This is a genomic window from Microlunatus sp. GCM10028923 (assembly GCF_042666975.1).
Classification (GTDB): Bacteria; Actinomycetota; Actinomycetes; order Propionibacteriales; family Propionibacteriaceae; genus Microlunatus.
Map to the genome: position 1 here is coordinate 270,126 of NZ_JBHTFF010000009.1, position 25,340 is coordinate 295,465.

Sequence of the window (25,340 nt, forward strand, 5' to 3'; positions counted from 1 at the left end):
CCGGGCCCGCCGTCAGGAGACCCATGAACTCCGCGCGTCTGGTCCGGCTCTTCCTCGGCTGGGTCGGCGCCCGGGCCGTGCTGCACAACGGCTGGTGGCTGCTGGCCAGCCTGTTCATGGTGGTCGACGCCGGGCTCACCCCGGCCGAGTTGTTGATCATCGCGGCGGCCCAGGGCGTCGCCGCGATGATCTTCGAGCTGCCGGCCGGAGTGATCGCGGACTCGATCAGCCGCAAGTGGGCGATCGTGATCGCGCACGGGCTGATGGGGACGGCCATGATCACCACCGGGATGTTCGGCAGCTTCTGGCCGCTGCTGCTGTCCCAGGTGCTGTGGGGCATCTCGTGGACGTTCTCCAGCGGCGCCGACGTCGCCTGGATCACCGACGAGCTGGACCGGCCGGCCATGATCACCTCGGTGCTCACTCGGCAGGCCCGCTGGCAGCTGGCCGGAGCGGCGGCGGGCATGATCACGATGGGCGGACTCGGCCTCCTGCTCGGCCGGCAGACCGGCATCGTCCTGGCCGGGGTCGCGATGCTGGCGCTCGGGGTGGCCGTCGCCGTCACCTTCCCGGAACGCAACTTCACCCCGGTCCAGGAGGACCACCTGCGGGCCGCCCTGCGCATCGCCGGTCGCGGAGCCCGGCTGGCGCTGCGCGACCGTACCCTGTTCGCGTTGGTGATCATCACCGTGCTGGTCAACGGTGCCGCTGACGCGTTCGGCCGGATCTACCCGGTCCGGTTGGCCGAGCTGGGCTTCCCGGCCACTCGGGACGGCACCCTCTGGTTCACCCTGCTCGGCCTGGCCGGCCTGCTCACCGGCGCACTCGCCCTGCTCGCCGTCGAGCGCCGCATCCACGACGAGCCCGGCGCCCGCGGCGCGCTGATCACGGCCTGTGCCGCGGCCGCGGCCGGGCTGACCCTGCTGGCCCTGGCGCCGAACCTGACCTGGGCCGTGCTGGCGATCCTGATCGCCTCCGGGGCCGCGCTGCCCCTGATCCGTACGGTCACGACGATCTGGGTGAACCGTCGAGCCACCAGCGAGGTCCGGGCGACCGTGCACTCGTTCCTCGCCCAGGCCGAGTACGTCGGCGAGATCGCCTGCACCTCAGCGCTCGCCGCGATCTCCGGCCTGGCCGGCCTGACCGGCGCCCTGCTCCCCGCGGCCGGGCTGTTCCTGCTCAGCATCCTGGTCCTGGCCGCACGAAACACCAACGCTCCCTGAACCTGCCGCGGGGCAGGATCAGGGAGCGTCGGCGATGATCACTTGGCGCGGGCGTTGACCTCGTACGACGTGTTGATCGACTCGAAGAAGTTGACCAGCTGCAGGGTGTCGTTGGCGGTCGCCATCCACTTGGCCGGGTTGGTCACGTTGTACTCGGACTCGAAGCCGAGCTCCTCCAGCCGGCGGTCGGCCAGATATTTCACGTACTGGTTGATGTAGTCGGCGTTCATGCCCAGGATGCCGTTGGGCAACAGATCCCGGTTGTACGCCTCCTCCATCTCGACCGCCTTCAAGATCATCCCGCGGATCTCCTCGGCGAACTCCTCGGTGCCCACCTCGGGGTTCTCGTCCAGCACGGTCAAGATCAGGTTGATCCCGAACTTCAGGTGCAGGCTCTCGTCCCGGACGATCCAGTCGATCAGGGAACCGAAGTTGCGGAGCAGGTTCCGCTGCCGGAACGACAGCGCCACCATGAAGCCGGAGTAGAACCAGATCCCTTCCAGGATGACGTTGTAGGCCACCAGGTTGCGGACGAAGTCCTGCTTGCCCTCGACGGTGGAGATGTCCAGGGTCTGCTCGGTCATCCGACGGATGAAGTTGACCTCGAACTGCTCCTTCGCGGCCATCGACGGCACGCTGATGTGCGACTCGTACGCCGCCGCGCGGTCGATCGGGAACGTCTCCAGGACGTACTCGAACGCCATGCAGTGGTTGGCCTCCTCCCACATCTGCTTCGCCAGATACAGGTGGCACTCGGCCGAGTTCACGTACGGGTACACCCCGAACGCCAGCGCCTTGTTCACCAGGAGCTCGTTCGGATTGAAGTAGCTCATCAGGTGCGTCAGCGCGTGCCGCTCGTCGTCCGTCATCCGGCCGAAGTCGCTCAGATCCTCGCCGAGCTGGACCTCGTGCGGGAACCAGGTGTTGGCCACGGCCTGGTTGTAGAGCTCGTACGCCCACGGATACGTCACGGGCTTCAGCAGCAGCCCTTCGGTGATCCCGGTCCCCAGAATCGATGTCATCGCCATTCCTTCCAACGTGTTGCCGCGACCGAGTGTGACAGGTCCGGGCCTACTGGCAGGAATCGCACTGAACCAGGTCCTGCGGGTCGATCAGATCCAGGTCGTTCACCGAGATCGCGGGCGTCACGGACAGTTGCACGGTCCGCGCCGGTTGCGCCGCGGCCTGGGCCTCGGGCTCCGCCGTCTTGGTCGCCTGAGCGGTGGCGGCGCGTTCGACCGCGGTGGGCCGGTGCGCGGTCGCCGCCTGCGCCTCGACCGTCTCCGGCCGCTGCACCGAGACCGCGTCGGCCTCTTCGGCAGCCTCGACCGGGGCGACCGCGGGGACCTCGGACGCCGTGGCGGGGGAGGCCGGGGTACGGCCGCCGGCCCGGCCGAAGCCGAACCCGCGCCGCGCCGGTGCGCTCTTGGTCGAGCCCTCCGCCTCGGCCGGTGCCGAGTCGCCGCGCAGCTCGGCCGCCTTGTTCACCTTCACCGTGCTCTGCTCCGCGGTGTGCCGCGGCATCATGTGCAGGTAGTAGGTGGTCTTCACGCCCTTGTCCCAGGCCGCGCTGTACAGGTCGACCATCTCGCCGACGTCCCGGCTGGCCAGGTAGATGTTGCGGCTGATCGCCTGGTCGATCCACTTCTGCGCCCGGGCGGCCACGTTGATGAACGCGAACGGGGACAGCTGGAACGAGGTCCGGTAGATCTTCTTCAGTTCCTCCGGCACGATGTCGATCTTGGACACGTCGCCCTGGGCGCGCAGCAGGTCGTCGCGGACCTGCTCCCACAGGCCGTACTCCTTGAGATCCTTGACCAGGTTGCGGTTCACCTCGAGGAACTTGCCCGAGGAGGTGGCCCGGCTGAAGATCTGCGAGAACTGCGGGTCGAGGCCCGGAGTGGTGCCGGCGACCAGGCCGATCGAGGCGGTCGGGGCGATCGCCATCAGGGTGGCGTTACGGATGCCGCCCTTGACCTTGGTCCGCAGCGCGTCCCAGTCCAGCCGGGTGGTCCGGTCGACGTCGACCTTCACGCCTCGGTCCCGCTCCAGCTCGTCGATGGTGTCGAACGGCACCATGCCCTTCGACCAGCGCGAACCCGAGAAGTTCGAGTAGGCGCCGCGCTCGCGGGCCAGGTCGGCGCTCTCGTCGATCGCGTGGTAGCTGACGTACTCCATGATCTCGTCGGCCAGCGCGTAGCTCTGCTCGCTCTCGTACGAGAAGCCCATCCGCTCGACCACGTCGGTGAAGCCCATCACGCCGAGGCCGATGGCCCGGTTGTCGGCGTTGGACCGCTCCGACTCCGGCACCGAGGAGATGGTGATGTCGATCAGGTTGTCCAGCTGCCGTACCGCCGAACGGGCGGACTGACGCAGCCGGTCCCAGTCGATCCGGGCCTGCGGGCCGGAGCCGCGCAGGTGCTTGGACAGGTTGATCGAAGCCAGGTTGCAGACCGCGACGTTGTCCCGGTCCTGCGGCAGGCAGACCTCGGTGCACAGGTTGGACAGGTGGATCGTCCCGGTGTTGTTGTTCAGCGCCCGGGTGTTGATCGTGTCCTTCCAGGTCAGCCACGGGTGCGACGTGGTCTGCAGGGAGATCAAGATCGCCTGGAACTGCTCCCGGGCCCGGATCTTCTTGAACCGCTTGATCACGCCGGACTCGGCCATCTTGATGTATTCGGCGTAGCGCTTGGAGAACGCGGCCCCGTACAGCTCGGTCAGGTCCTCGACCTCCAGCGGGTCGAACAGGTACCAGTCCTCGTCGTTGCGGACCCGCTTCATGAACTCGTCGGAGATCCAGACCGCGGTGTTGGCGGTACGGGTCCGGCGGTACGGGTCGCCCGCGTTCTGCCGAAGATCAAGGAACTGCGGGAAGTCGAGGTGCCAGTTCTCCATGTAGAAGCACAGGGCGCCGAACTTCTTGCCACCGCGGGAGACCGCACGCAGGGTCGAGTCGATCGTGTGCATGAAGGGGATCGGGCCGGTCGAGGTGGTGTTGTTGGACCGGATCGGCGAGCCTTCGCTGCGCAGCTTGGAAACCGAGAGGCCGATGCCGCCGGTGCCCTTGGTCAGCCACATGACGTCGCGGACCGACTTGGCGATGTGCTCGATGTCGTCCTCCATCTGCATGACGAAGCAGTTGGAGAGCTGTGCGTACGAGGTGCCGGCGTTCACCAGCGTCGAACCGGCGGCCAGGTACTCCAGCCGGGACATGCCCTCGTAGAAGCCGAGCGCGGCCTCGGTCGGGTCCTCCTCGTTGAGCGAGAGGCCCATCGATACCCGCATCCAGAAGTACTGCGGCACCTCGAGCGGGTTCCGGTCATGATCACTGATCATGTAACGCGTCCGCATGGTCTGCACGCCGATGTAGCGGAGCAGGTCGTCCCGGGTCGGGTCGAGCGCCGCGGCCAGCCGCTCCAGGTCGAACATCTCGCTGCCCAGCCGGGGATCCAGCAGGCCGCGGTCGATCGCGTCGGTCAGGTAATTGGCGAAGCGCAGCCGGTGCAGCGCCTGGATCGTCTCGGGCGCCGAGTCGCCGAACAGGTCGTTGGTCTCGCCGAGCACCCGCTTGTAGAGGGTCTTGATCAACAGCCGGGCGGCGATCGTGTCGAACGCCGGATCGTCCTTCACGTTCTGCAGCGCGATGCCGATCACGGCCTCGTCCAGCTGCTCCGTGGTGATCTTGTCGAACAGCGTGATCTCGAGCTCGGACTGGATCTGGGTGGCCCGCTTGATGGCATCGTCGAGGCCGCGCGCGGCGTCCTCGATCGAGCGGGCGATTTCGTACCCGTCGTACTGCTGAAGGCCCCCGTCACGCTTGACGACTCGGATCTCACTGGTCACGGTCATGTTGGGGATCCTCCCTACCTGTAGTGGCTGTTTGGCGCGAAGACCACCATATATGGAAATGACAGGTTTGTAACTACCCAGTCGCCGCGAATTCGCCGGCCCGCCGTGCGGCACGCTCAGCACACCCCTGAGAACCTGCGGAAACGCGCCGTGCGGGCCTCCGCGGAGGCCTCCGGATGAGTGGTGGAACTCACGTCGGAGGGCCCGGACAGGCCGCCGCCCGGTGTCCAGGGGATGCGGGCACCGGGCGGCAGCAAGGGGGAGGAGGTGTGGTCAGTGGGGGAGGGTCAACGGCGCCCCGGTCCGGCCGGGATGACGCCGGCCTCGGCGGCCTTGACCACCGCGTCGGCCTCGGCCTGGGTCAGCGTGCCCGCCTCGACGGCCTCGGCGAGCCGTTCCTTGAGCGCGGCGATCCCGTCGGCCTTGGCCTCGTCACGCAGTTCGGTGAGCGCCTTCTCGACGGCGGACTGCTCGACGCCGAGCTTTTCGGCCAGCGCCTTGGCCAGCTCGGCCTGCCGCTGCTCGGGTGACGGCCGGGAATCCGGGTCGGCCTCCCGGTCCGGCCGTAGCTCCTCCCGCACAGCCTGCAGCGCCTCGCTGACCTTGGCCTCGTCGAGACCGAGCTTCTCGGCCAGCGCGGAGGCCGAGACGAACCCGACGTGCCGATCCTTGAGGCCCGGGCCCGCCTGGTCGTTCGGGCCCGTCCTGGGATCGGCCGACGGGCTGGCGCTCAGGGTCGGCGTCGGATCCGCCGCGGCGACGGTTGCGCCGGCGACGATCCCGGTCAGTGCCAGCGCGCCGCCGGCGACCGCGGCCGCGACAGTGGTCTTGGACTTCATCGATAGGTCTCCCTCGGTTGTCCGGTTCGGGAGGCCCAGCACAGCCGCGGTGTCTGGCCGCCGGCTCGGTGGCGGCTGGGTCTGGCCTGTGGAAGCCTGTGCGGTACGGGCGCGACGGCGGGCCCGGGCATGCCAGGATGGCCGCGTGTCGACCGCTGACCCCGACCTGATCCGGCTCGCGCAGGCGTACCGGATCGACACCGAGTACTACGACTGGCGGGGCAACCTGACCCGGGTCGACCCGGCCACGATCGTCGGCGTGCTGGCCGGCCTCGACGTGGACGCGTCGTCGCAGGAGTCGGTCCGGGCCGCGCTGGCCGATCATGAACTGGCGCCGTGGCGATCAGCGCTGCCGCCGTGCGTGACGGTGCACCGCGGCCGGTCCGCGACGGTCCCGGTGCACGCGCCGGCCGGGTCCGAGGTCCAACTCGCGCTCGGGTACGAGGACGGAAGGCCGGACGTCCTGCTCGCAGCGGACGGGCCGGCCGAGGAGCGCGAGGTGGACGGCACCATGATCGTCCGCTCGACGTACCTGCTGCCGGAAGAGCTGCCTACCGGCTACCACACACTCCGGGCCGAGGTCGGCGCCGATCGCGCCGAGGCCCCGCTGATCGTCACGCCGGACCGGCTGGACTGGCCGGGCGGACTGGCGGCGCGACCGGGCTGGGGCCTCGCCGCGCAGCTGTACAGCGTCCGCTCCGAGGGCTCCTGGGGCAGCGGTGACCTGACCGACCTGACCGACCTCGCGGCCTGGGCCGCGGTCCAGCACGACGGCGACTTCGTGGTGATCAACCCGGTGCACGCCGCCGAACCGGTGCCGCCGCTGGAGCCGTCGCCGTACCTTCCGGCCAGCCGGCGGTTCATCAACCCTCTCTACCTGCGGCCCGAGGCGATTCCCGAGTACGCGACGCTGCGCCGGAAGGACCGGAAGCGGATCCGGCGGCTCCGGGAACGGCTGCAGCAGACGCCGGGCGTCGGCTACCGGATCGACCGGAACGCCGCTTGGACCGCGAAGCTCGCCGCCCTCAAGATCATCTTCGCGACCGGCCGGACTCCCGGGCGGGAGCTCGCCTTCGCCGGGTACGTGGAGCGGGAGGGAGCCTCGCTGACCGACTTCGCCGTATGGTCGGTGCTGGCCGAGCTGCACGGCCCGGACAGCCGGACCTGGCCGGAGCCGTACCGGGACCCGCGGTCGGCCGAGGTGCGGCGGTTCGCCGAGCAGCACCCGGCCGAGCTCGACTTCGTCCGCTGGCTGCAGTGGCAGTGCGACGAGCAGCTGGCCCGGACCCAGGACGACGCGCGCCGGTTCGGGATGCGGCTCGGGGTGCTGCACGACCTCGCCGTGGGCGTGCACCCGGGCGGTGCGGACGCGTGGCGGCTGCCGGACAGCTATGCCACCGGGTTCAGCGTCGGGGCGCCGCCGGATGCGTACAACCAGCTCGGTCAGGACTGGAATCAGCCGCCGTGGCGGCCGGACCGGCTGGCCGAGACCGGCTACCGGCCGTTCCGGGAGATGGTCGCCGCACTCCTCCGGCACGCCGGCGGGCTCCGCGTCGATCATGTGATCGGCCTGTTCCGGCTCTGGTGGATCCCGCGCGACGCTGGGCCCAAGGAGGGCACCTACGTCCGGTACGACCACGAGGCGATGGTCGGCATTCTCGCCCTGGAGGCGGAGCGGGCCGGTGCCGTGATCATCGGCGAGGACCTGGGCACGGTCGAGCCGTCGGCCCGGGACTTCCTGCGCGAGCGGGGCATCCTGGGCACCTCGATCCTGTGGTTCGAGCGCGACTACCAGGCCGACACCCCGCTGCCGGCGGAGCAGTGGCGGACCGCCTGCCTGGCGTCGGTGACCACCCACGACCTGCCGCCGACCGCGGCCTACCTGCGTGATGATCATGTCCGGCTGCGGGAGCGGCTGGGCCTGCTGGAACGGCCGCTGGTCGAGGAACTCGCCACCTCCCGTACCGAACGGGAGGGCTGGCTGGCCGAGTTGCGCGGCCGCGGCCTGCTGGCCGGCGAGGATCAGGGCGAGCAGCCGGTGATCGAGGCGCTGCACCGGTTCCTCGGCAGCACGCCGGCCGTGCTCCGGGTGGCCGCGCTGCCGGACCTCGTCGGTGACCGCCGGGTGCAGAACCAGCCCGGCACCATTGATCAACATCCGAACTGGCGGATGCCGCTCAGCCATCCGGACGGCCGGCCGATGACGCTGGAGGAGTTGATCATGAGCCCGCGCGCGGCCGCGCTGGCCGACGTGATGGCGAAAGGTACCGTTCCGGCGGCGGAGCACTAGGCTGCAACCGTGACTGCGGAGTCGAAGGCGGAGGGCGGGGAGAGCCTGCTCACGGTGATCATCGCGTTCGTGGCGAACCTGTTGATCGCGATCGCCAAGTCGGTCGCCGCGGTGATCACCGGTTCGGCCGCGATCCTGGCCGAGGCGGCGCACTCCTGGGCCGACGCCGGCAACGAGATCTTCCTGCTGATCGCCGACCGCCGCTCGGCCCGGCGTCGGGACCGGGCCCACCCGATGGGGTTCGGCCGGGAGGCGTACGTCTGGTCGATGTTCGCCGCCTTCGGCCTGTTCACCGCGGGGGCGGTGGTGTCGATCACGCACGGCATCACCGAGCTGATCGAGCCGGAGCCGGCCGGCAACTTCGCCGTCGCCTATCTGATCTTGGCGATCGCGTTCGTACTCGAGGGCGTCTCGTTCACCCAGGCGTTCCGGCAGGCCCGCAAGTTCGGCCGCGCGCAGGGCCTGTCGCCGCTGAAGTTCATCGGCCGGACGTCGAACCCGACCCTGCGGGCCGTCTTCGCCGAGGACGCCGCGGCCCTGCTCGGGCTGATCATCGCCGCCGTGAGCGTCGCCCTGCACCAGCTCACCGGATCGCCGATCCCGGACGCCGTCGGCTCGATCCTGGTCGGCGTGCTGCTGGCCGTGGTCGCGGTGTTCCTGATCGATCGGAACCGCCGGTTCCTGGTCGGCGAGCAGGTGCAGCCGCAACTGCGGGAACGGGTGTTGCTGCGGCTGCTGGACCATCCGGAGGTGGACCGGGTGACGTACCTGCACCTCGAGTACGTCGGCCCGTCCCGGATCTATCTGGTGGCCGCGGTCGACATGACCGGCGACCAGGCCGAGCACGACCTCGCGGTACGGCTGCGCCGGGTGGAGCGGCAGCTGGAGGACCACGACGTGATCGAGGAGGCCGTCCTCACCCTGGCCACCGCCGACGAACCGTCCCTCGGTCCCGCCTAGGAAAGCCCGTCACTATGCTGACCCGGTGACCAGACTGACCCAGGCCGTCGCCGTCGTCCTGATCTTGACCGGCGTGATCACCTTCATCGCGACCGGCGCGTCCAGCGTGACCGCGCTGATCCCGGCGTTCGTCGGGATCCTGATCGGGGTCTGCGGCGTGCTGGCGATGCGGGAGAAGTTCCGCCGGCACGCGATCCACCTCGCCCTCGTGTTCGCGCTGATCGGCGCGCTCGGCTCGCTGATGAACGTGGTCAAGATCGGCCAGCTGTTCAACGGCACCGCCGAGCGGCCCGGGGCGATCATCGAGAGCATCATCCTGCTCGTCGTCACGGTGCTCTATCTGATCTTCGGGATCAGGTCGTTCATCGCCGCCCGCAAGGCCCGGACCGGGGGCGAATGATCATGGCGCACGCGATCCGGTACCGGCAGGCCGGCGGCCCCGAGGTGATCGAGTACGTCGAGGTTCCGGAGCCCGAACCGGGTCCCGGCCAGGTGGCGATCGACGTGACCGGGGTCGGGGTCAACTTCATCGAGACCTACCAGCGGGAAGGGATCTACGCGGTCCAGTACCCGTTCGTGCCGGGCGGCGAGGGCGCCGGCGTGATCAGCGCGGTCGGCCCGGAGGTGACCACGTTCGCGGTCGGCGACCGGGTGGCCTGGGCCGGCATCCCGGGCTCGTACGCCAGCCGGCTGGTCGGCCCGGCGGACAAGCTGCTCTCCGTACCCCGAGGACTGTCGGACGAGCAGGCGGCCGCCGTACCGCTGCAGGGTCTGACCGCGCACTACCTGGCCACCTCGACCTATCCAATCAAGAACGGCGACACCGTGCTGGTGCACGCCGGCGCCGGCGGTGTCGGCCTGCTGCTGACCCAGATCGCCAAGATCAAGGGCGCCCGGGTGATCACCACGGTGTCCACCGAGGAGAAGGCGGAGCTGTCCCGGGAGGCCGGCGCGGACGAGGTGATCGTCGGCTACACCGGCTTCGCCGACCGGGCCCGCGAACTCACCGGCGGCGAAGGCCTTCCGGTCGTGTACGACAGCGTCGGCCGGGACACCTTCGACGCCTCGCTGTCCGCGGTCCGCCGGCGCGGCCACCTGGTGCTGTTCGGCGCCTCCAGCGGCCCGGTGCCACCGGTCGACCCGCAACGGCTCAACGACGCCGGCTCGGTCTTCCTGACCCGGCCGAAACTGGGCGACTACACGGTCACCCGGAGCGAGCTGCTGGAGCGGTCCACCGAGCTGTTCGCCTGGATCGGCGACGGCCGGCTCTCGGTCCGGATCGGCGGCAGCTATCCGCTGGCCGAGGCGGCACGGGCCCAGGCCGACCTGACTGCCCGGAAGACGACCGGCAAGTTGATCTTGGTCCCCTGAGCTGGACCGGTCAGCCCTGGATCCCCGCGGTGGCGGGGATCCGGACCTCCACCACAAACCCTCCGGTCTCGGTCGCCTCGGCCCTGAACTTGGCCCCGATCAGTGCGGCCCGCTCGCGTAGCCCCAGCAGCCCGTGGCCGCCGGACGGAAGATCAGCAGGCCTCGGGCCGGCCGCGGCGGGCTCATTGCTGATCTTGATCGTCAGCTGCCCGTTCCGCTCCGCCACCTCGACCTGCGCCCGCGCCCCCGGGGCATGCTTGCGGATGTTCGTCAACGCTTCCTGCACGGTCCGGTAGGCGGTCCGCCGGGCGGCGGCGCTCCACGATTCCTCCCGCAGCTCGGGGGAGAGCCGCAGCGTCACGTCGAGACCGCTCCCGGCGACCAGCTCGGGCAGCGCGGCGAGACCCTCCGATCCGGGCTCCCCGGGTTCGCGGAGCACCCGCATGACCTGGCGAAGCTCCTCGAGGGTGATCTTGCTCAGGGAGCGGATGGTTTCCGCCTCGGTCCTGATCGCCTCGGACGGGGCCTGGGCGATCATGGTCCAGGAGCGCACGGAGATCAAGCTGATCTTGTCCGAGACGACGTCGTGCATCTCCCGGGCCAGCGCGGCGCGCTCCTCGGCCCGGGCCACGTCCGCGACCAGCCGCGCCTCCCGGTCCCGGCTGCGACGCAGTTCGGCGATCGCGGCGGCCTGATCGCGCCGGGTCCGGACCAACAGTCCGACCGCGATCGGCACGACGGCGCAGAGCAGCACCACGATCGCCACATTGGCCACCAGCAGTGCCGGATCGACTGTCTCGGCACCGGGCCGGGAGCTGTGCCAGGCGAAGCCGGCGGGGATGATCACCAACAGCGCGGCCGGAGTCCAGCGGAGCCATCCGGGGCGGACCCGGTCCGAGGCCGCGACGGCATAGGCGGCTACCGCGGTCGGCAGCAGGCTGAGGAGCACCACGAAGGCGAGCGTCGCGACGGCCAGCACCGCGAGCGGCCAATGGCGTCGCAGCAGCAGGGCCAAGGCCGCGACGGCGGCGAGCAGCAGCTCGGGCACCGACAAGGGCGAGCCGACCAGCAGCATGCCGCCGGCGGCCACGGTCGGGATGATCAGCAACAGGATCGAGGCCGCCGGCCGGTTCAGGACCGCCGCCCAGCGGTCGGTGGCGCGATGCTCCTCCACCGGCCGGGTCCGTGACGGGGCGGGCGATGGCCGCGTCATGAGTCCTCGACCAGGCGAGCCCGATGAGCGAGCACCGCAGCCTGCACCCGATTGTTGACGTCGAGTTTGTTCAGGACCGCACTGACGTGGTCCTTCACCGTCGAGGAGCTCAGATACAGCCGGTTGCCGATCTCGGCATTCGACAGCCCCTCGGCGATCAGTCGCAGGATCTCGCGCTCCCGGGGTGACAACCGGTCGACCATCCGGACCGCCTCGGTCTCGTCCGCGCGGCGCAGATAGCCGTCGATCACGGTCCTCGCCACCGCCGGCGCCAAGGTCGACTGGCCCGACACGAGGGAGCGGACCGCGGCGGTCAGATCGGGCGGATCGACATCCTTCAGCAGATAGCCTCGGGCGCCGGATCGGAGGGCTTCGGCGATCAGCTCGTCGGTCTGGAAGGTGGTCAGCATCGCGACCACCGGCGGATCCTCCCAGCCGCGCAGTTCGCGCAGGATGGTCAGGCCGTCGATCTCGGGCATCCGGATGTCCAGCAGGACCAGGTGCGGCCGGGTCTCCGCAATCTGGCGCAGCGCATCGACCCCGGAACACGAAGCGACGACTTCAAGATCAGCTGCGGCGTCGATCATCAGCTGGAGTCCGGACCGCAGCAGTCTCTCGTCGTCGACGATCGCCACGCGGATCATCGGCATCTCCTCGCTCACGTGGAGCTGACGAGTGATCGTACCGCCATGTCGCCGGCCGGAGCCGAGAACGGCGAATGGACCCGCACCGGCGGGCGAGGGGGGTGGGGATTCGCGCCGCCGGTGGGGTCCGTCTCCGATCCGCGTCGGCGACCCTGCTCCGCTTGACCCGGATCGCCCGGTCGGACACCGGCTGGTCGGGGAAGAACAGTCCGGTGTCAGGTTCCCCCGTTTCGCTGGAACCGGTGACTGGCCCTATTCCAATCCCGTCCGGCGTCGAGCGGTAGCCGCCGGTCGGCCGCTTTCGATTGATCGGTCGGCGGGGTCGGCACCCGCCGATCGGCGGGGGTAGTCCGCCCGGTTGGCCGGTGTCGCCGAGGCCGCCCTCCCGGCAGGGTCGGGGGCGACCGGTCGTACGCGGCCGGGCGCCGGCATCGATCCGGCGAACGGGTGGGATCCAGTCGAATGGGGTTGAAGATGAGTGCACGCGGAACGAGCCGTTGGCCTGCGCCGCCGTCGTTGTTGCGGGCCGGATTGGTGCTGACCATGGCGCTGGTTCTCGGCCTCGGGGCGATGGTGTTGGTCGGGCTCGATGACGCCCGGGCGGCGGAGGGGCCGCGGAAGTTCGCTCCGATCTTCCGTACCCAGACCAACGGTGCGATCGTGATCACCGGTAACAGCCTGTTGAGTTGCGGCAAAGGCGCCGAGTGCGCCAAAGTCCTCGCCGGCACCGCGACCGCCAACACCAACAACAATCAGTGGCCGATGGCTCCGCTGGACCTTGATAGTGACCCGTCGTCCACCGAGTCGTCGTCCTCGGCGGACCTCGCTCTTCCCGACGGGGCTGAAGTTCTGTTCGCCGGGCTGTTCTGGGGGTCCAACGAACCCAAGACACCACCAGACTTCGGAGATGTATCCGCGTTGAAGTTCAAGGTCCCCGGTGGCGACTACGAGCTGGTGTCGGGTCTGACCCAGGAAAATTCGGGTGAGCCTGATGGCCGCTACGACCGGATGCGCGATGGCCAGGGCCAGTCGTCGTATCTGGACGTGACCACGGCGGTACGGGAGGCCGGCAACGGAACTTACTGGGCCGCCGACATCCCCGCTCAGCCTGGAAAGGACCAATTCGGGGCGTGGAGCCTGGTGGTCGCCTATGCGGATGCCGATGCACCGCTACGCGATCTGACAGTGTTCAGCGGCTACCAGCGGGTCACTCAGAACGACGGCAGTGCGGGCAAGGTCGTCGACATCGACCTGTCCGGTTTCGTCACACCACCGCGCGGCCCGGTCAACGCCCGGTTCGGCATGGTGGCGTACGAGGGGGACGCAGGCTTCGCGGGTGACTACTTCAAGGTCGACGGCCAGCCGCTGAGCGATGCGAGGAGCGGGGCGGACAACTTCTTCAACGGCTCCGTCAGTACGGGTGGGGAGACGGTGACCAACCGCAACCCACCGTCGGTGAATTCGCTCGGCCTGGACGCCAAAGTGGTCGACGGCCCGGGCGCGCTGCCCAACGGCGCGACCTCGACGAGGTTGACCTTCGGGACCAACGCCGACGTCTATACGGCGGCCGCGCTGACCACGCAGATCGACCTCTACTCGCCGGACGTCAAGGGGACGAAGTCCGTCCGCAACCTCGGCAGCGACGAGGGCCTGGCCAGGCCTGGCGACACGCTCGAGTACTCCCTCGAATTCGCCAATACGGGCGGCGACGATGCGATCGACGCCGTGATCAGTGATGAGCTGCCGGCGAACGTGACCTTTGTCCCCGGCTCGCTGCGGGTGAGCGGGGTCGCCAAGTCCTTGAGTGACAAGGCGGGCGACGATCGGGCCGAGTACAACGCGGCCGCGCGGATAGTGACTGCACGCGTGGGTACGGGCGCGACGGAGAGCTCTGGCGGCCGAATCGCCGCCGAGGCGAAGGCTTCGGCATCGTTCCAGGTCACGGTCGATGCCGGCGCTGCCGGAACGATCCTGTCCAACGTTGCCACCCTCGACCACCGGGCCGAAACGCTCAACAAGCCCCTGACCGCGACGTCGCCGCCGGCCAAGACCGAGGTGATCCAGCGGGCCAATCTGGTGATCACGAAGAAGTCGCTCGGGTCGCACGGCTCGGCCAAGCCGCTCGCCGGGGAGGTCGCCGAGTATCTACTGACGGTGCGCAATGACGGCCCGGCGACGGCGCACGACGTGTCGGTTCGGGACGCGCTGCCGGCAGGATTCAGCGACGTGACCGCGCAGCCGTCGGAGGGAAGTTGTGAGGTTGCCGGACGAACGGTGGAATGTGATCTCGGCGAGCTGCGCTCCGGCGCGTCGGCACAGATCACCGTCGGCGGCAGGTTGGCGGCCGGAGCGACGGGCAGTGTCAAGAACACCGCCAGGATCAGCAGCCCGGATGACCCGACGCCGGCCGAGGACGCGGTCGAGACGGAGATCAGAACCCTTGCCGATCTAGCGGTGATCAAGACGGCCGAAATCCTGCCGAGGAAGAGCGGTGGGCCGATCAGCTATCTGCTGACGGTGCGCAACAACGGGCCGTCGACCGCTCGGGACGTCAAGATCACCGACCAGGTGCCGGCGCCGCTCAATCTGGAGGGTGCTGACAGCTCCGGCAGCAGCTGCGACCTGACCACGACTACGGTGACCTGCCTGGTCGACGAGCTCGCGCCCGGCAAGGAGGTCACGGTACGGGTCCGGGCGACCGTACCGCCGGATCGTCCGGACGAGTTGGCGAACACGGCGAAGGTGAGCTCGGAGACCCCAGAGGTCGACCCGAGTGACAACACCTCCACCCACACGCTGACCAGGTCACCGCAAGCCAACCTCTCGGTGATCAAGCGCGCGGACAGCCAGCAGGTCGTCGCGGGCGGACAGGTCGGTTACGAGTTGGTCGTCCGCAACGCCGGGCCCGCCGACGCGACCGGGGTCACGCTGACCGATCGGTTGCCGGAGGCGATTCGCGGATTGGCTGTCGATGATCCGGAAGGCTCCTGCCGGATCGTCGACGACCGTACGGTCACCTGCACCAGGGACAAGCTGGCTGCCGGGAGCAGCTTCACCGTCAAGATCCGTGGCGACGTGCACCGCGACACCCCGGCCGGGCCGCTGGAGAACACGGCGACGGTCACCGCGGACGGCGACGACGATCCGACCCCGTCCGACGACACGTCCACCAGCACGGTCGAGGTGCGGGCGGAAGCCGACCTGAGGCTGACCAAGTCCGGGCCCGAGACCGTACTGGCCGGAGACGAGATCGAGTATGTGCTCAAGGTGAAGAACCACGGTCCGTCCGCCGCTCAGGACGTGGTCGTGGTCGATGCGCTGCCGGCCGGGGTCCGATTCGTCGGGGGCTTCAGCGGTCACGGCGACTGCGAACTGGTCGAGGACACGGACCCGGCCGTGGTGCGATGCCCACTGGGCCGGATCGGAGCCGGGTTGACGCGAGAGATCTCCCTGTTCGGTGAGGTCGAACCCGGGCAGTCGGCCGGACCGATGATCAACCAGGCCGGGGTGTGGTCGCCGACGCCCGACCATGATCAGGACAACAACGTGGACGCGGTCACGACGGAGATCACCAGGAAGCCGGGGGTCGCGGATCTGGAGTTGATCAAGACCGCCGACGTGTCCTCGGTGCTGCCCGGCGGGAGAGTCGGCTACCGGCTGACCGCGACCAATCACGGACCGGATCCGGCGGCTGAGATCGTGATCACCGACACCGTCCCGGCTGGCCTGCAGGTGATCGGCGGCCAGTCCGAGGACGCCGACTGCACGCTCCAGGCCGGCAAGATCAACTGCACGGTGGACGAACTGGCGTCAGGGGCATCGGCCGTGATCGACCTCGTCACCGAGCTCGATCCCGCTTATGCCGGTGCATCGATCAGCAACACGGCGACGGTGAGCTCGCCGGAGCCCGATCCGGCTGAGGCCAACAACACGTCGACGGTCGAAGTCGCGGTGGTCTCGCCGCCGTCGTCGAGTCCGGAGCCGCCGTCGTCGAGTCCGGAGCCGCCGTCGTCGAGTCCGGAGCCGCCGTCGTCGAGTCCGGAGCCGCCGTCGTCGAGTCCGGAGCCGCCGTCGTCGAGTCCGGAGCCGCCGTCGCCGAGCCCTGAGCCGCCGTCCTCCACACCCGAGCCGCCGGTGCCACCGTCGTCTCAGCCGCCGTCCCCGGGTCCGGCTGACCCGTCGACTTCGGACGACCCGGCTGCTCCTTCGCCCGATCCCTCCGGGTCAGCCACACCCGACGACTCCAGGACACCCGACGCACCGGCCGAGTCCGGCCCGCCGGGCGAATCCGACGGACCTGACGATCAGGTAGGCCCGAATCGCGAGGCCGACTCCGGCGACGCGGACGATCCGTCGCCCGACGGGCTTCCCTCCACCGGGGCCGACGTCGGAGTCGGACTGCTCGCCGCGGCGATCGGGCTGCTCCTGCTCGGCGCGACGATCTTGGTCGTCGGGCGGTATCGACGGCGGCAGTAGAGTCCGGCACGTTTGCACCCGCCGGCACCTTGGGGTCGAGGCCGTAGCCGGCCGAGTTCCAGGAGCTGCCGAAGGGCACCGTGGAGTCGCCGGTGCGGGCGATGGTCGGTCCACTCGAGGTCGGGTCGATTCCGGCCACCCCGCGGGGGAGTGAATCCCGCGGCGGTGAAGCCCGAGCCGGCCGCGGTCGCGAGGATGGTGGTGTCGCGACCGCGGCACGGGTGGGCAGGAGCGGCTGGTGGATCGACGAGAGGCCGGGCCTGCACCGGTGGTCATGGGCGGACCGGGCTCCGGGCGACGTCGTCCGGGAGACAGCCGGCGCGCGCAGGGCGATCAGTCTCCGCGACGCGCTGCAGATGGTGCGGCCGCAGTTCTGGCTGCTGTCGGTGGCGGGGATGCAGCCGGGGTTCGTCCTGGCGACGCACCCGATCCTGCCTTGCGGACCGGAGTTGTTGATCATGGGCACGAGTTCCTGGTCGCCGGGCCGTTGCTGTGGCTGGCCGTGCTGGCGGTCAACGACGCGTACGACCCCGCCGGTGACGCCGGGCCTACAGCGCCCCGTCGGTGCGGCTGAAGGCTCGGGTCGGCGCGAACGCCACGGTCAATGCGTTCTCCGTCGGGGCTCGGGGCTCGGGGCTCGGGGCTCGGGGCTCGGGGCTCGGGGGCCGCTGGTTCGTGATCACCGGGTCACCGACCGGGGTTCCCGTGGCCCATCGCGGGCGTCGCCGCGATGGGCGTGGCGGCCCGCCACTTCGTCACAACGGTGGTCGATCATGACGCCGACCGGCGCCGCCGGGACCCGGACCACCGCTGTGGCCCCCGGGCCGCCGCACTGCCGAGATCGGCTTCGCGTTATGGGCCGCCAGCACCTGTCTGGCCCTGGTGCTGGCGATCATGGGGATCGTGGTCGAGCCCTCGTTGATCCCGGTGCACCTGTTGCTGATCCCGGTGCTGCTCGTGCACGACCGGATCCTGGTGATCGGGAAGCGGTCGAGCTTCCGTGCGGTGATCGTGCTCGCGGCGGCCCGTCTGCTGCCCTGCGGTGCGTTCGTCCTCACCTAGGTCGACTCGATCTGATCATGGAATGGGCGTGTCTGTAGCGAAGGCCTCCAGCCGGTCGAGGGCCTCGGCGACGCTGTCCACGCAGGCGATCACGGGTTCCATCGCCCGGTCGGAGGCGAGCGCGGACAGCAACGGCCAGGCCGGCAGGGCCCGGGTCCAGTAGTCGGTGCCGACCAAGATCATCGGCGCGATCTCGGAGTCGTCCGTCGCGTAGTAGTTCTCGGTGACGGCCTGGAAGATCTCCTGGACGGTGCCGGCCCGGCCGGGCAGGTAGACGATGCCGCCGCGGCAGCGGTGCAGCAGGGTGTCCTCGCGGAGTGCGTTGGCGAAGTACTTGGCGACCTCGGTGGCGAACACGTTGGTCGGTTCGTGGCCGTAGAACCAGGTCGGGATGCCGAGGCTGTGGCCGGCCCGGCCGGCCGGCAGCAGCTCCCGTACCTGATAGCCGGTCTCCACCCAGTCGTCGATCGAGGCACGGTAGTCGGTCACCTTGCCGAGCAGCGCCCGCGCCTCGACCAGCGACTCCGGCTCCGGGCTCAGGTACGCGCCGAGGTTGGCCGCCTCCATCGCGCCGGGCCCGCCGCCCGTGAGCACCACCCGGCCCGCGGCGGTCAGGTCGGTGGCCAGCCGGGCCGCCTGCCAGTACGCGTCGTCGGTCCGGGCCAGCGCGTGGCCGCCCATGATCCCGACCACCGGGCGACCGCCCTGGTAGGCCGCACTGTGCAACGCCTCGTCCAGCGCGTCCGACATCGCATGATCATGAAGCGAGGTGGCCAGCGAGTGGTCCAGCGAGCGGTGCACCTGGGCCTCCTTCGCCCACGCGTAGATCGCCGCGTCCGGACTGCTCAGGTAGGGCAGCAGCCGGCCGTCCGCCGGGTCGCAGTAGAGATCGTCGGCGGCATAGAGCCGAGGCCGGTACGGATCGAACGGCAGTTCCGGCAGCGCGGGGAAGATCAACGCGCCACGCCGCCGCAGCCGCTCCTCGACGCCCGGCCCGAACCGGCAGCCGAGGAACACCGCGCCACGGACCACGACCCGCTCCAGTTCGGCCGCCCGCTCGGTCAGATCGACCGACTGGACGAACCAGCCGTTCAGGCGGGCGGTGACCGCCAGATGATCATCGAAGGCGGCCAGGCTCTCGATCTCCATCGTGCGCCGGGTCACCGTCGACCTGCCGGTCTCGTCGCGAACATGCCCGCAGTCTAGGGACTTCGGCGCCGACTGTTCCGGACGACGTCCGGCCCGATCATGGACGCCCGACCCGCTGATGACAGAACTCACTGCGACGTGATCAGCGGCACCAGCGATAGTGGGGCCATGGTGAAGATCGCGAAGCGGCGCGACGACGAGGTGGACATCGACGCCTCGCTGGTGGCGCGGCTGCTGGCCGCACAGTTCCCGGACTGGGCCGACCGCCCGATCGAGGCCGTCGCGTCGTCGGGGACCGACAACGTGACCTTCCGGTTGGGTACCGATCTTGCCGTCCGGCTGCCGCGGGTCGAGCAGACGCAGGAACAGGTGATCAAGGACCTGACCTGGCTGCCGCGACTGGCCCCGCACCTTCCGCTGCCCATTCCCGAGCCGCTGGCGGGCGGCGAGCCGGGCGAGGGCTATCCGTACGCCTGGGCCGTCTACCGCTGGCTGGACGGCGAGCCGTTCCAACTGGACCGGACGGCGGACCCGATCGACGCCGCGCGGCGGCTGGCCGAGTTCGTCCGTTGCCTGCAGACGGTCGACACCGCCGGAGCACCGGTTCCGCCGGACGACCCGTTCAGCCGCGGCACCCCGCTCGGCCCGCGGGACCTCCTCTTCCGCGAGGCGCTGGACGAGTTGCGCGCGGAGTTCGACACCGGACTCGTGCTCGCCGCGTGGGAGGCGTCGCTGGCGGCGGACACCTGGGCCGGACCGCCGCGCTGGATCCACGGTGACCTGATGGCGGGCAACGTCCTGGTGGCCGACGGTGCCCTGTCCGCGGTGATCGACTTCGGCACCGCGTGGGCCGCGGACCCGGCCGCTGACCTGTTGCCCGCCTGGTACCTGTTCGAAGGTGCTTCGAGGCGAGCCTTCCGGGAGGCCATGGAGGTCGACCAGGACACCTGGGTCCGGGCCCGAGGTTGGGTGCTGTCGATGGAGCTGATCGTCATCCCGTACCTCCGGTCCCGGAACCCCGACGCACCGCAGGACACCGAGCACACCTTCATCGGCGAACTTCTCGCCGAGTTCGCTGCGGAGCAGTGACGGGTCGGTCGGTCAGCCCTCGTGCACCCGTTCCGGCGTCCGGCGCGAGCTGATCAGCGCCGTCACCGCGGCGCCGACCATGATCACGGCGCCGACCCAGGCCGCTGTGTGCATGCCGGTGAGGAACGCGCCCCGGGCGGCGTCGGCGAACCCGGCCGCATCGGGCTGACCCCGGGCTGCGTCGAGCGCGCTGCCGAGGGTGCCCAGGGCGGATTCCGGGATACCGGCGGGCGCGACCAGTGCGTTCCGGAAGGCGGCGGCACCGGCGGCGCCCAGCAGCGCGACGCCGAACGCGATGCCGAGTTCGGAACTGGTCTCCGAGATCGACGACGCCGCCCCGGCCCGTTCCGGCGGCGCCGACCCGACGATCACATCGGTGCTCACGGCGACGATCGCGCTGGCCATCGCCATCACCAGCGCCGCCCCGACGACGACCGCGGCGAGGCCGGTGCCGGCGGTCGCCAGCACGACGCAGCCGGCCGCCGACACGGCCATCACCCCGGCCAGCAACAGTTCCGGGCGCAGCCGGCCGCGCAGTCGCGGCACCAGGGTGGAGCTGATCACGCCGGCCGCGACGCCGGGCAGGGTCCACAGTCCCGCCAGCAGCGGAGTCAACCCGGCCACCAACTGCAGATGCTGCGTGACGAACAAATAGGTGCCGGCCCAGGCGGCGTTGACGCACAGCTGGGCCACCAGGGCCACGTTGAACCGGGCCGAACGGAACAGGGTCAGGTCGATCAGGGGATGGGCGAGGGTGCGCTGGCGGCGCAGGAACACGGCGCCCACGGCGAGACCGCCGAGGGCGGCGAGGACCGCGACCAGGTCGGGGCCGTCCACGGCGATGCGCTTCAGGCCGTACACGATGCCGAGCACGGCCAGCAGCGACATCACCGTGCTCGGCAGATCGAGGCGCCCCGGGTCGGGATCGCGCGACTCCGGCAGCAGCACCGGACCCAAGATCAACAACAGCGCCATGGCCGGTACGCCGAGCAGGAACACCGCGCCCCACCAGAACTGCTCCAGCACCGCCCCACCGACCAGCGGCCCGATCGCCCCGCCGCTGGTGAACACGGCCACCCACACGCCGAACGCGATGCCACGCTCCCGCTCGTCCTCGAACAGGGTGCGGATCAGGGCGAGGGTGGAGGGCAGCAGGCTCGCCCCGACCAGCCCGAGCAGGGCCCGGGCGATGATCAACATCGCGGGACTGGTGGAGAACGCCGCCAGCACCGAGGCCGCCGCGAACGCCGCCGCACCGATCAGCAGCAGCCGGCGCCGGCCGATCCGGTCGCCGAGCGTTCCCATCGTGATCAGCGATCCCGCCACCAGGAAGCCGTACACGTCGACGATCCAGAGCAGCTCCACGGCACTCGGCCGGAGCCCGGCGCTGAGCTCGGGTACCGCGAAGTGCAGGACGAACATGTCCATCGACACCAGCAGCGTGGGCAACATGAGGACTGCAAGGCCCAGCCGCGGACGGGCTGCCATCCGGCCGGTGCTCACCGGTCCGCTCCCGCCGTCGTCCCCGGTCCGCTCATGGCCCGACTCCGCTTCTGCTGACTCGTCATACCCGTACAACCTGCGAGAACCGCAGAACTCATCGCTGGGCTGTTGTCGCCTTGGCGCTCTGTGTACTGTGCGGGTCCGGCGCGGCCGGAGGGTAGTGACTTCTGTCAGCTGGGCGCGCGGGCCCTAGTCCTTGCGCCCGTTCAGGGCGACGCCGACGCCGAGTCCGATCATGGTCAGGCCGGACGCTCCGCCGACCAGCTCGAGCCGCCGCCGGGACCGGGCGAACCAGCCGCGGACGGTGCCGGCGACGAGACCCCAGACCGTGTCGGAGACGAGCGCGATGCCCGCGAAGATCGCGCCGAAGATGATCATCTGCAGGCCCGGTGGCGCGCCCGCGGCCCGGTCGACGAACTGGGGTAGTACGGCGGCGAAGAAGACCATCGACTTCGGGTTCGTCACGCTGACCACGAAGCCCTCGACGAACGTCCGCCGGCCGCCGACCGGCGGGGCACCCTCCTCGAGCGCCTGCCACAGCCGTCCGCGGTGCCGGACCGCCCGTACGCCCAGATAGACCAGATAGCCGGCGCCGGCGAACTTCAGCACCGTGTACGCGAGCGCGGAGGCCTGCAGCAGCGCCCCGACGCCGACGGCGATCCCGACCGCGCTGACGAAGCTGCCGAGCGCCCCGCCGAGCACGGTGAGGACGGCCGTCCGGCGTCCGTACGCCAGCGCCCGGCTGACCACGAACAGGACCGACGGCCCCGGGATGATGATCAGGATGAACGCGGCGAGAGCGAAGGCGAGCGTGTTGCCGAGCGGCACGAGCATGTTCGAAGTTTAGGAGGGTGGTGCCGAACGGTGACCTACTGCGCGGCACCCGGGCACGCGCCTCGCGGCACGCGAGGCGCTCGCGCTACGGCCCGGTAGCCCTTCGCACCTCGCGCACCGCGATGCACGCACCCGGGCACCTGCTCGCTACGGCCACCGTTCGACACCACCCTCCTAAGGAGCACACTGGGGACCATGCCTGGGGATTCCGAGACCCTGCTGCGCCGGTACGAGTTCGTCACGCCGCCGAGCCGGCTGCCGGGGCTGGTCGCCTCCGCGACGGGTTACCAGAGCACGGGCAACCCGATCGGGCTGCATCGCGGCCTGCCGTCGCCGTACCTCACCTTCATCCTGGCGCTGGACGACGCCCCGATCATCGGCGCCGAGACCCCGGACGAGGCGGTCCGGCCGACGGCACCGCGGGCCGAGGTGCTGCTGGGCGGCCTGCATGCGCGACCGGCCTACGTGGTGCAGCCGCGCGACCAGGTCGGCATGCAGCTCGCCGTACACCCGCTGGCGGCACGGCGCCTGTTCGGGCCGCCGACCCGGGAACTGACCGACCTGCTCGGCGACGGCACCGCGGTGCTCGGCAGCGGCGCGGCCCGGCTGCGGGAACGGATGGCCGAGGCACCGACCTGGGCGGAACGGTTCGACCTGCTCTGGGACTACCTGCGCCGCCGGGTCGAGGCGACCGAGCGGGCGGAGGCGCCGCCGCCGGCGCTGGTCGAGGGCTGGCGCTGGCTGGCCCGGTTCGGCGGCACCGGCTCGATGGACGGCCTGGCCCGTCATCTCGGCTACAGCGGCCGCCGGGTCAGCCAGCTGTTCGGCACCGAGCTCGGCGTGTCACCGAAGCAGATCGGCCGGCTGTTCCGGTTCGACCTGGCCCGCCGCCAGATCGCCGGCGACATCGACCGGACCGGGCGCAGCGACCTCGGCCGGGTCGCCGCCGAACGCGGCTACTACGACCAGTCGCACCTGGTCCGGGACTTCCGGCAATACACCGGCACCAGCCCGTCGGGCTGGATCGCCGAGGAGTTCCGAAACATCCAAGCCGGCGCGCACCGGTCGCCGGAAGACTCGCCGGCATGACCGAAACCTTCACCAACGTCTGGCCCACCCTGCAGGCCGCCGACGCCCCGGCCCTGATCGACTTCCTGGTCGACGTGCTCGGCTTCGAACGCACCGCCGTGTACGCCGACGGCGACCGGGTCGCCCACGCCCAGCTCGACTGGCCGCACCCGGCCGGCGCCCGGGCCGGCGGGATCATGCTCGGCAGCCACCAGCCGGATGCCGACTGGAGCCGGCAGCCCGGCACGGCCGGTACCTATCTGGTGGCCGACGACGTCGACGAGATCCACCGCCGGGCGGTCGCCGCCGGCGCCAAGATCATCAACGAGCCGGTCGATCGCGACCACGGCGGCCGCGAGTTCACCCTGGCCGATCCGGAGGGCAACCTCTGGTCCATCGGCAGCTACCGCGGCGAACCGCGGAACAGCTGAGCGCGCCCGGCCGGACGCCGCCGGTGCAACCGCACCGTGATTGACTGACGCCCGTGTCGACGCCCGGCTGGTATCCCGATCCCTCCGGCGCACCGGGCCAGTACCGCTACTGGGACGGCCGCGCCTGGTCGCAGCAGACCACCGACCAACCCGGTGGCCCGCCCACCGGCGGTGATCGAACGGGCCGCCGCCGCGGGCTGCCCATGATCATCGGCGCGCTCGCGCTGGTCGTCGTCCTGGGCTTGATCATCTTCTTCGCCGTACGCCAGAGCGGTGCCGGCCGCCCGATCACGAACGACCCGGTGCCGTCCTCGACCGTGTCCGGCTGGGACGACAGCAGCCCGACCGCGACGCCCACCCCGACACCGTCCCGGACGCCGAGCCCGTCCAGCAGCGGGACACCCGAGACCACGATCGCCTGCCCGACCGGCAATCCCCGGGAACGCGGACCGCGCCCGCCGGACGGCCGGGTGCACGGCGGCGGCCTGTCCTTCCCCCGGATCGACGGCTGGGTGGACGACATGCAGACCAGCGGGGTCAGCTGGGGCTATGACGTCGAGTCGCAGGGCTTCTCCGTCTATCCCGGCTGGGCCGCGTTCCTCGGCGTCGGCGAGATCCGCGCCGCCGACGGTTTCAAGCCGACGCCGAAGGCCGCCGCGGAGAAGGTGATGCAGTGCGTCGCCAGCTCCGGCTGGTACGCCACCGAGCAGTCCACCAAGGACCTCAAGGCCGAGAAGACGACCATCGACGGCCACCAGGCCTGGTGGATCCGGACCGACATCCACGTCACCGACCGGAAGGTCCCCGGCGACACGGTCGACGTGATCGTCGTCGACACCGGCCGCCCGGACGCGTACGGCCTGTTCATCGGGGCCGTCGCGATCGGCGACGCCGGCCTGCAGACCCTCCGCGACAACACCGTCCGCGACCTCACCGTCGACTAACCCACCCCTCCAAGACCCCCGCCGACCGGGCACAAAAGCAGGCGTTCTGGCGGCGTGTCGCTGCACTTGTGCCCGGTCGGTGATTGGGGGCCGGGGAGGACTGGTCCGATCGGGTCGGTCGGCGCGGTGGGTGGGAAGTGTGTCCGTCTGCAGACGTGCGGTGGGCGGCGGGGGACGAGTGTCGATCTGCGGGGTGCCTTGGGCGCGGACGAGCGTCGGTTGGCGGGGTGCGGGGACGAGCTTCGGTCCGCGGCGCGGGGACGGTCCGCGGGGTGCGGTAGGAGGGACGAGTGCCGGTTGGCGGGGTGCGGGGACGAGCTTCGGTCCGCGGCGTGCGATAGGTCGGGACGGATGTCGATCTCCGGGGCGCTGTGGGCGGGGACGAGCGTCGATCG

Annotated in this window: 20 protein-coding genes; 12 read left to right on the forward strand and 8 right to left on the reverse strand. The window is 70.4% G+C overall.

What is annotated here, in order from left to right; translation table 11 throughout:
* Positions 1 to 23: 23 nt before the first annotated feature.
* The gene (locus tag ACFQU4_RS22900; protein WP_377496307.1) at positions 24 to 1,223 is read left to right on the forward strand and encodes an MFS transporter; all 1,200 of its coding nucleotides are present in this window, start codon (positions 24 to 26) and stop codon (positions 1,221 to 1,223) included.
* Positions 1,224 to 1,261: 38 nt separating this feature from the next.
* On the opposite strand, the gene ACFQU4_RS22905 is transcribed toward ACFQU4_RS22900, so the two are convergent.
* The 3 genes from ACFQU4_RS22905 to ACFQU4_RS22915 all read right to left on the reverse strand — a co-directional run bounded on the left by ACFQU4_RS22905 (position 1,262) and on the right by ACFQU4_RS22915 (position 5,911).
* Positions 1,262 to 2,245: a ribonucleotide-diphosphate reductase subunit beta gene (locus ACFQU4_RS22905; RefSeq protein WP_179756442.1), complete on the reverse strand. Its 984-nt coding sequence runs from the start codon at positions 2,243 to 2,245 to the stop codon at positions 1,262 to 1,264.
* 49 nt (positions 2,246 to 2,294) lie between these two features.
* A complete protein-coding gene (locus ACFQU4_RS22910; protein ID WP_377496309.1) occupies positions 2,295 to 5,072 on the reverse strand; it encodes a ribonucleoside-diphosphate reductase subunit alpha in 2,778 nt (925 codons plus the stop codon).
* 287 nt (positions 5,073 to 5,359) lie between these two features.
* Positions 5,360 to 5,911: a hypothetical protein gene (locus ACFQU4_RS22915; protein WP_377496311.1), complete on the reverse strand. Its 552-nt coding sequence runs from the start codon at positions 5,909 to 5,911 to the stop codon at positions 5,360 to 5,362.
* A gap of 145 nt (positions 5,912 to 6,056) precedes the next feature.
* Here ACFQU4_RS22915 and malQ point away from each other — a divergent pair, with 145 nt between their 5' ends.
* Genes malQ through ACFQU4_RS22935 form a run of 4 tightly spaced genes read left to right on the forward strand, consistent with a single transcriptional unit; the run spans position 6,057 to position 10,532 of the window.
* Positions 6,057 to 8,201: a 4-alpha-glucanotransferase gene (gene malQ / locus ACFQU4_RS22920; RefSeq protein ID WP_377496313.1), complete on the forward strand. Its 2,145-nt coding sequence runs from the start codon at positions 6,057 to 6,059 to the stop codon at positions 8,199 to 8,201.
* Between the two features lie 9 nt (positions 8,202 to 8,210).
* The gene (locus ACFQU4_RS22925; RefSeq protein ID WP_377496315.1) at positions 8,211 to 9,161 is read left to right on the forward strand and encodes a cation diffusion facilitator family transporter; all 951 of its coding nucleotides are present in this window, start codon (positions 8,211 to 8,213) and stop codon (positions 9,159 to 9,161) included.
* A 25-nt stretch (positions 9,162 to 9,186) separates the two neighbouring features.
* The gene (locus ACFQU4_RS22930) at positions 9,187 to 9,561 is read left to right on the forward strand and encodes a hypothetical protein (protein ID WP_377496317.1); all 375 of its coding nucleotides are present in this window, start codon (positions 9,187 to 9,189) and stop codon (positions 9,559 to 9,561) included.
* Complete coding sequence (locus ACFQU4_RS22935) at positions 9,558 to 10,532, forward strand: quinone oxidoreductase family protein (protein WP_377496319.1); 975 nt, start codon at positions 9,558 to 9,560, stop codon at positions 10,530 to 10,532. Before ACFQU4_RS22930 ends, ACFQU4_RS22935 begins: the two co-directional genes overlap by 4 nt.
* A 10-nt stretch (positions 10,533 to 10,542) precedes the next feature.
* Here ACFQU4_RS22935 and ACFQU4_RS22940 read toward each other — a convergent pair whose 3' ends face one another.
* Both ACFQU4_RS22940 and ACFQU4_RS22945 read right to left on the reverse strand, forming a co-directional pair.
* Entirely contained in the window at positions 10,543 to 11,706 is a 1,164-nt protein-coding gene (locus ACFQU4_RS22940) for a sensor histidine kinase (RefSeq protein WP_377496321.1), read from the reverse strand.
* A 35-nt stretch (positions 11,707 to 11,741) separates the two neighbouring features.
* Entirely contained in the window at positions 11,742 to 12,389 is a 648-nt protein-coding gene (locus ACFQU4_RS22945; RefSeq protein ID WP_377496323.1) for a response regulator, read from the reverse strand.
* Positions 12,390 to 12,863: 474 nt separating this feature from the next.
* Between ACFQU4_RS22945 and ACFQU4_RS22950 the strand changes: the two genes are divergently transcribed.
* The 3 genes from ACFQU4_RS22950 to ACFQU4_RS22960 all read left to right on the forward strand — a co-directional run bounded on the left by ACFQU4_RS22950 (position 12,864) and on the right by ACFQU4_RS22960 (position 17,927).
* Positions 12,864 to 16,865, forward strand: coding sequence for a hypothetical protein (locus ACFQU4_RS22950; protein WP_377496325.1), 4,002 nt, complete (start codon positions 12,864 to 12,866; stop codon positions 16,863 to 16,865).
* Positions 16,866 to 17,301: 436 nt separating this feature from the next.
* A complete protein-coding gene (locus ACFQU4_RS22955; RefSeq protein ID WP_377496327.1) occupies positions 17,302 to 17,439 on the forward strand; it encodes a hypothetical protein in 138 nt (45 codons plus the stop codon).
* 308 nt (positions 17,440 to 17,747) lie between these two features.
* The gene (locus tag ACFQU4_RS22960; protein WP_377496329.1) at positions 17,748 to 17,927 is read left to right on the forward strand and encodes a hypothetical protein; all 180 of its coding nucleotides are present in this window, start codon (positions 17,748 to 17,750) and stop codon (positions 17,925 to 17,927) included.
* A 15-nt stretch (positions 17,928 to 17,942) separates the two neighbouring features.
* Here ACFQU4_RS22960 and ACFQU4_RS22965 read toward each other — a convergent pair whose 3' ends face one another.
* Positions 17,943 to 19,091 carry an LOG family protein gene (locus tag ACFQU4_RS22965; RefSeq protein WP_377496331.1) on the reverse strand — a complete coding sequence of 383 codons (1,149 nt, stop codon included), beginning with the start codon at positions 19,089 to 19,091 and terminating at the stop codon, positions 17,943 to 17,945.
* A gap of 153 nt (positions 19,092 to 19,244) precedes the next feature.
* On the opposite strand from ACFQU4_RS22965, the gene ACFQU4_RS22970 reads away from it, so the two are divergent.
* A complete protein-coding gene (locus tag ACFQU4_RS22970; RefSeq protein WP_377496333.1) occupies positions 19,245 to 20,165 on the forward strand; it encodes an aminoglycoside phosphotransferase family protein in 921 nt (306 codons plus the stop codon).
* A gap of 12 nt (positions 20,166 to 20,177) precedes the next feature.
* Here the strand turns inward: ACFQU4_RS22970 and ACFQU4_RS22975 are convergent, their stop codons facing one another.
* Together ACFQU4_RS22975 and ACFQU4_RS22980 are read right to left on the reverse strand one after the other, a co-directional pair.
* A complete protein-coding gene (locus tag ACFQU4_RS22975; protein WP_377496335.1) occupies positions 20,178 to 21,653 on the reverse strand; it encodes an MFS transporter in 1,476 nt (491 codons plus the stop codon).
* Between the two features lie 204 nt (positions 21,654 to 21,857).
* Complete coding sequence (locus ACFQU4_RS22980; RefSeq protein ID WP_377496337.1) at positions 21,858 to 22,502, reverse strand: LysE family translocator; 645 nt, start codon at positions 22,500 to 22,502, stop codon at positions 21,858 to 21,860.
* A 195-nt stretch (positions 22,503 to 22,697) separates the two neighbouring features.
* Between ACFQU4_RS22980 and ACFQU4_RS22985 the strand changes: the two genes are divergently transcribed.
* Genes ACFQU4_RS22985 through ACFQU4_RS22995 form a run of 3 tightly spaced genes read left to right on the forward strand, consistent with a single transcriptional unit; the run spans position 22,698 to position 24,945 of the window.
* Entirely contained in the window at positions 22,698 to 23,591 is an 894-nt protein-coding gene (locus tag ACFQU4_RS22985) for a helix-turn-helix domain-containing protein (RefSeq protein WP_377496339.1), read from the forward strand.
* Complete coding sequence (locus ACFQU4_RS22990) at positions 23,588 to 24,001, forward strand: VOC family protein (protein ID WP_377496341.1); 414 nt, start codon at positions 23,588 to 23,590, stop codon at positions 23,999 to 24,001. The genes ACFQU4_RS22985 and ACFQU4_RS22990 overlap by 4 nt, the downstream gene beginning before the upstream one ends.
* A 53-nt stretch (positions 24,002 to 24,054) precedes the next feature.
* Positions 24,055 to 24,945, forward strand: a complete 891-nt coding sequence (locus ACFQU4_RS22995; protein WP_377496343.1) for a DUF2510 domain-containing protein — start codon at positions 24,055 to 24,057, stop codon at positions 24,943 to 24,945.
* Positions 24,946 to 25,340 lie beyond the last annotated feature (395 nt).

What these genes read in the sequence shown, in the direction of transcription:
- ACFQU4_RS22900 (WP_377496307.1), top strand. Translation starts at nt 24, where the DNA reads ATGAACTCCGCGCGTCTGGTCCGGCTCTTCCTCGGCTGGGTCGGCGCC.
- ACFQU4_RS22905 (WP_179756442.1), bottom strand. Translation starts at nt 2,245, where the DNA reads ATGACATCGATTCTGGGGACCGGGATCACCGAAGGGCTGCTGCTGAAG.
- ACFQU4_RS22910 (WP_377496309.1), bottom strand. Translation starts at nt 5,072, where the DNA reads ATGACCGTGACCAGTGAGATCCGAGTCGTCAAGCGTGACGGGGGCCTT.
- ACFQU4_RS22915 (WP_377496311.1), bottom strand. Translation starts at nt 5,911, where the DNA reads ATGAAGTCCAAGACCACTGTCGCGGCCGCGGTCGCCGGCGGCGCGCTG.
- ACFQU4_RS22935 (WP_377496319.1), top strand. Translation starts at nt 9,558, where the DNA reads ATGATCATGGCGCACGCGATCCGGTACCGGCAGGCCGGCGGCCCCGAG.
- ACFQU4_RS22945 (WP_377496323.1), bottom strand. Translation starts at nt 12,389, where the DNA reads ATGATCCGCGTGGCGATCGTCGACGACGAGAGACTGCTGCGGTCCGGA.
- ACFQU4_RS22950 (WP_377496325.1), top strand. Translation starts at nt 12,864, where the DNA reads ATGAGTGCACGCGGAACGAGCCGTTGGCCTGCGCCGCCGTCGTTGTTG.
- ACFQU4_RS22970 (WP_377496333.1), top strand. Translation starts at nt 19,245, where the DNA reads ATGGTGAAGATCGCGAAGCGGCGCGACGACGAGGTGGACATCGACGCC.
- ACFQU4_RS22975 (WP_377496335.1), bottom strand. Translation starts at nt 21,653, where the DNA reads ATGGCAGCCCGTCCGCGGCTGGGCCTTGCAGTCCTCATGTTGCCCACG.
- ACFQU4_RS22980 (WP_377496337.1), bottom strand. Translation starts at nt 22,502, where the DNA reads ATGCTCGTGCCGCTCGGCAACACGCTCGCCTTCGCTCTCGCCGCGTTC.
- ACFQU4_RS22985 (WP_377496339.1), top strand. Translation starts at nt 22,698, where the DNA reads ATGCCTGGGGATTCCGAGACCCTGCTGCGCCGGTACGAGTTCGTCACG.
- ACFQU4_RS22990 (WP_377496341.1), top strand. Translation starts at nt 23,588, where the DNA reads ATGACCGAAACCTTCACCAACGTCTGGCCCACCCTGCAGGCCGCCGAC.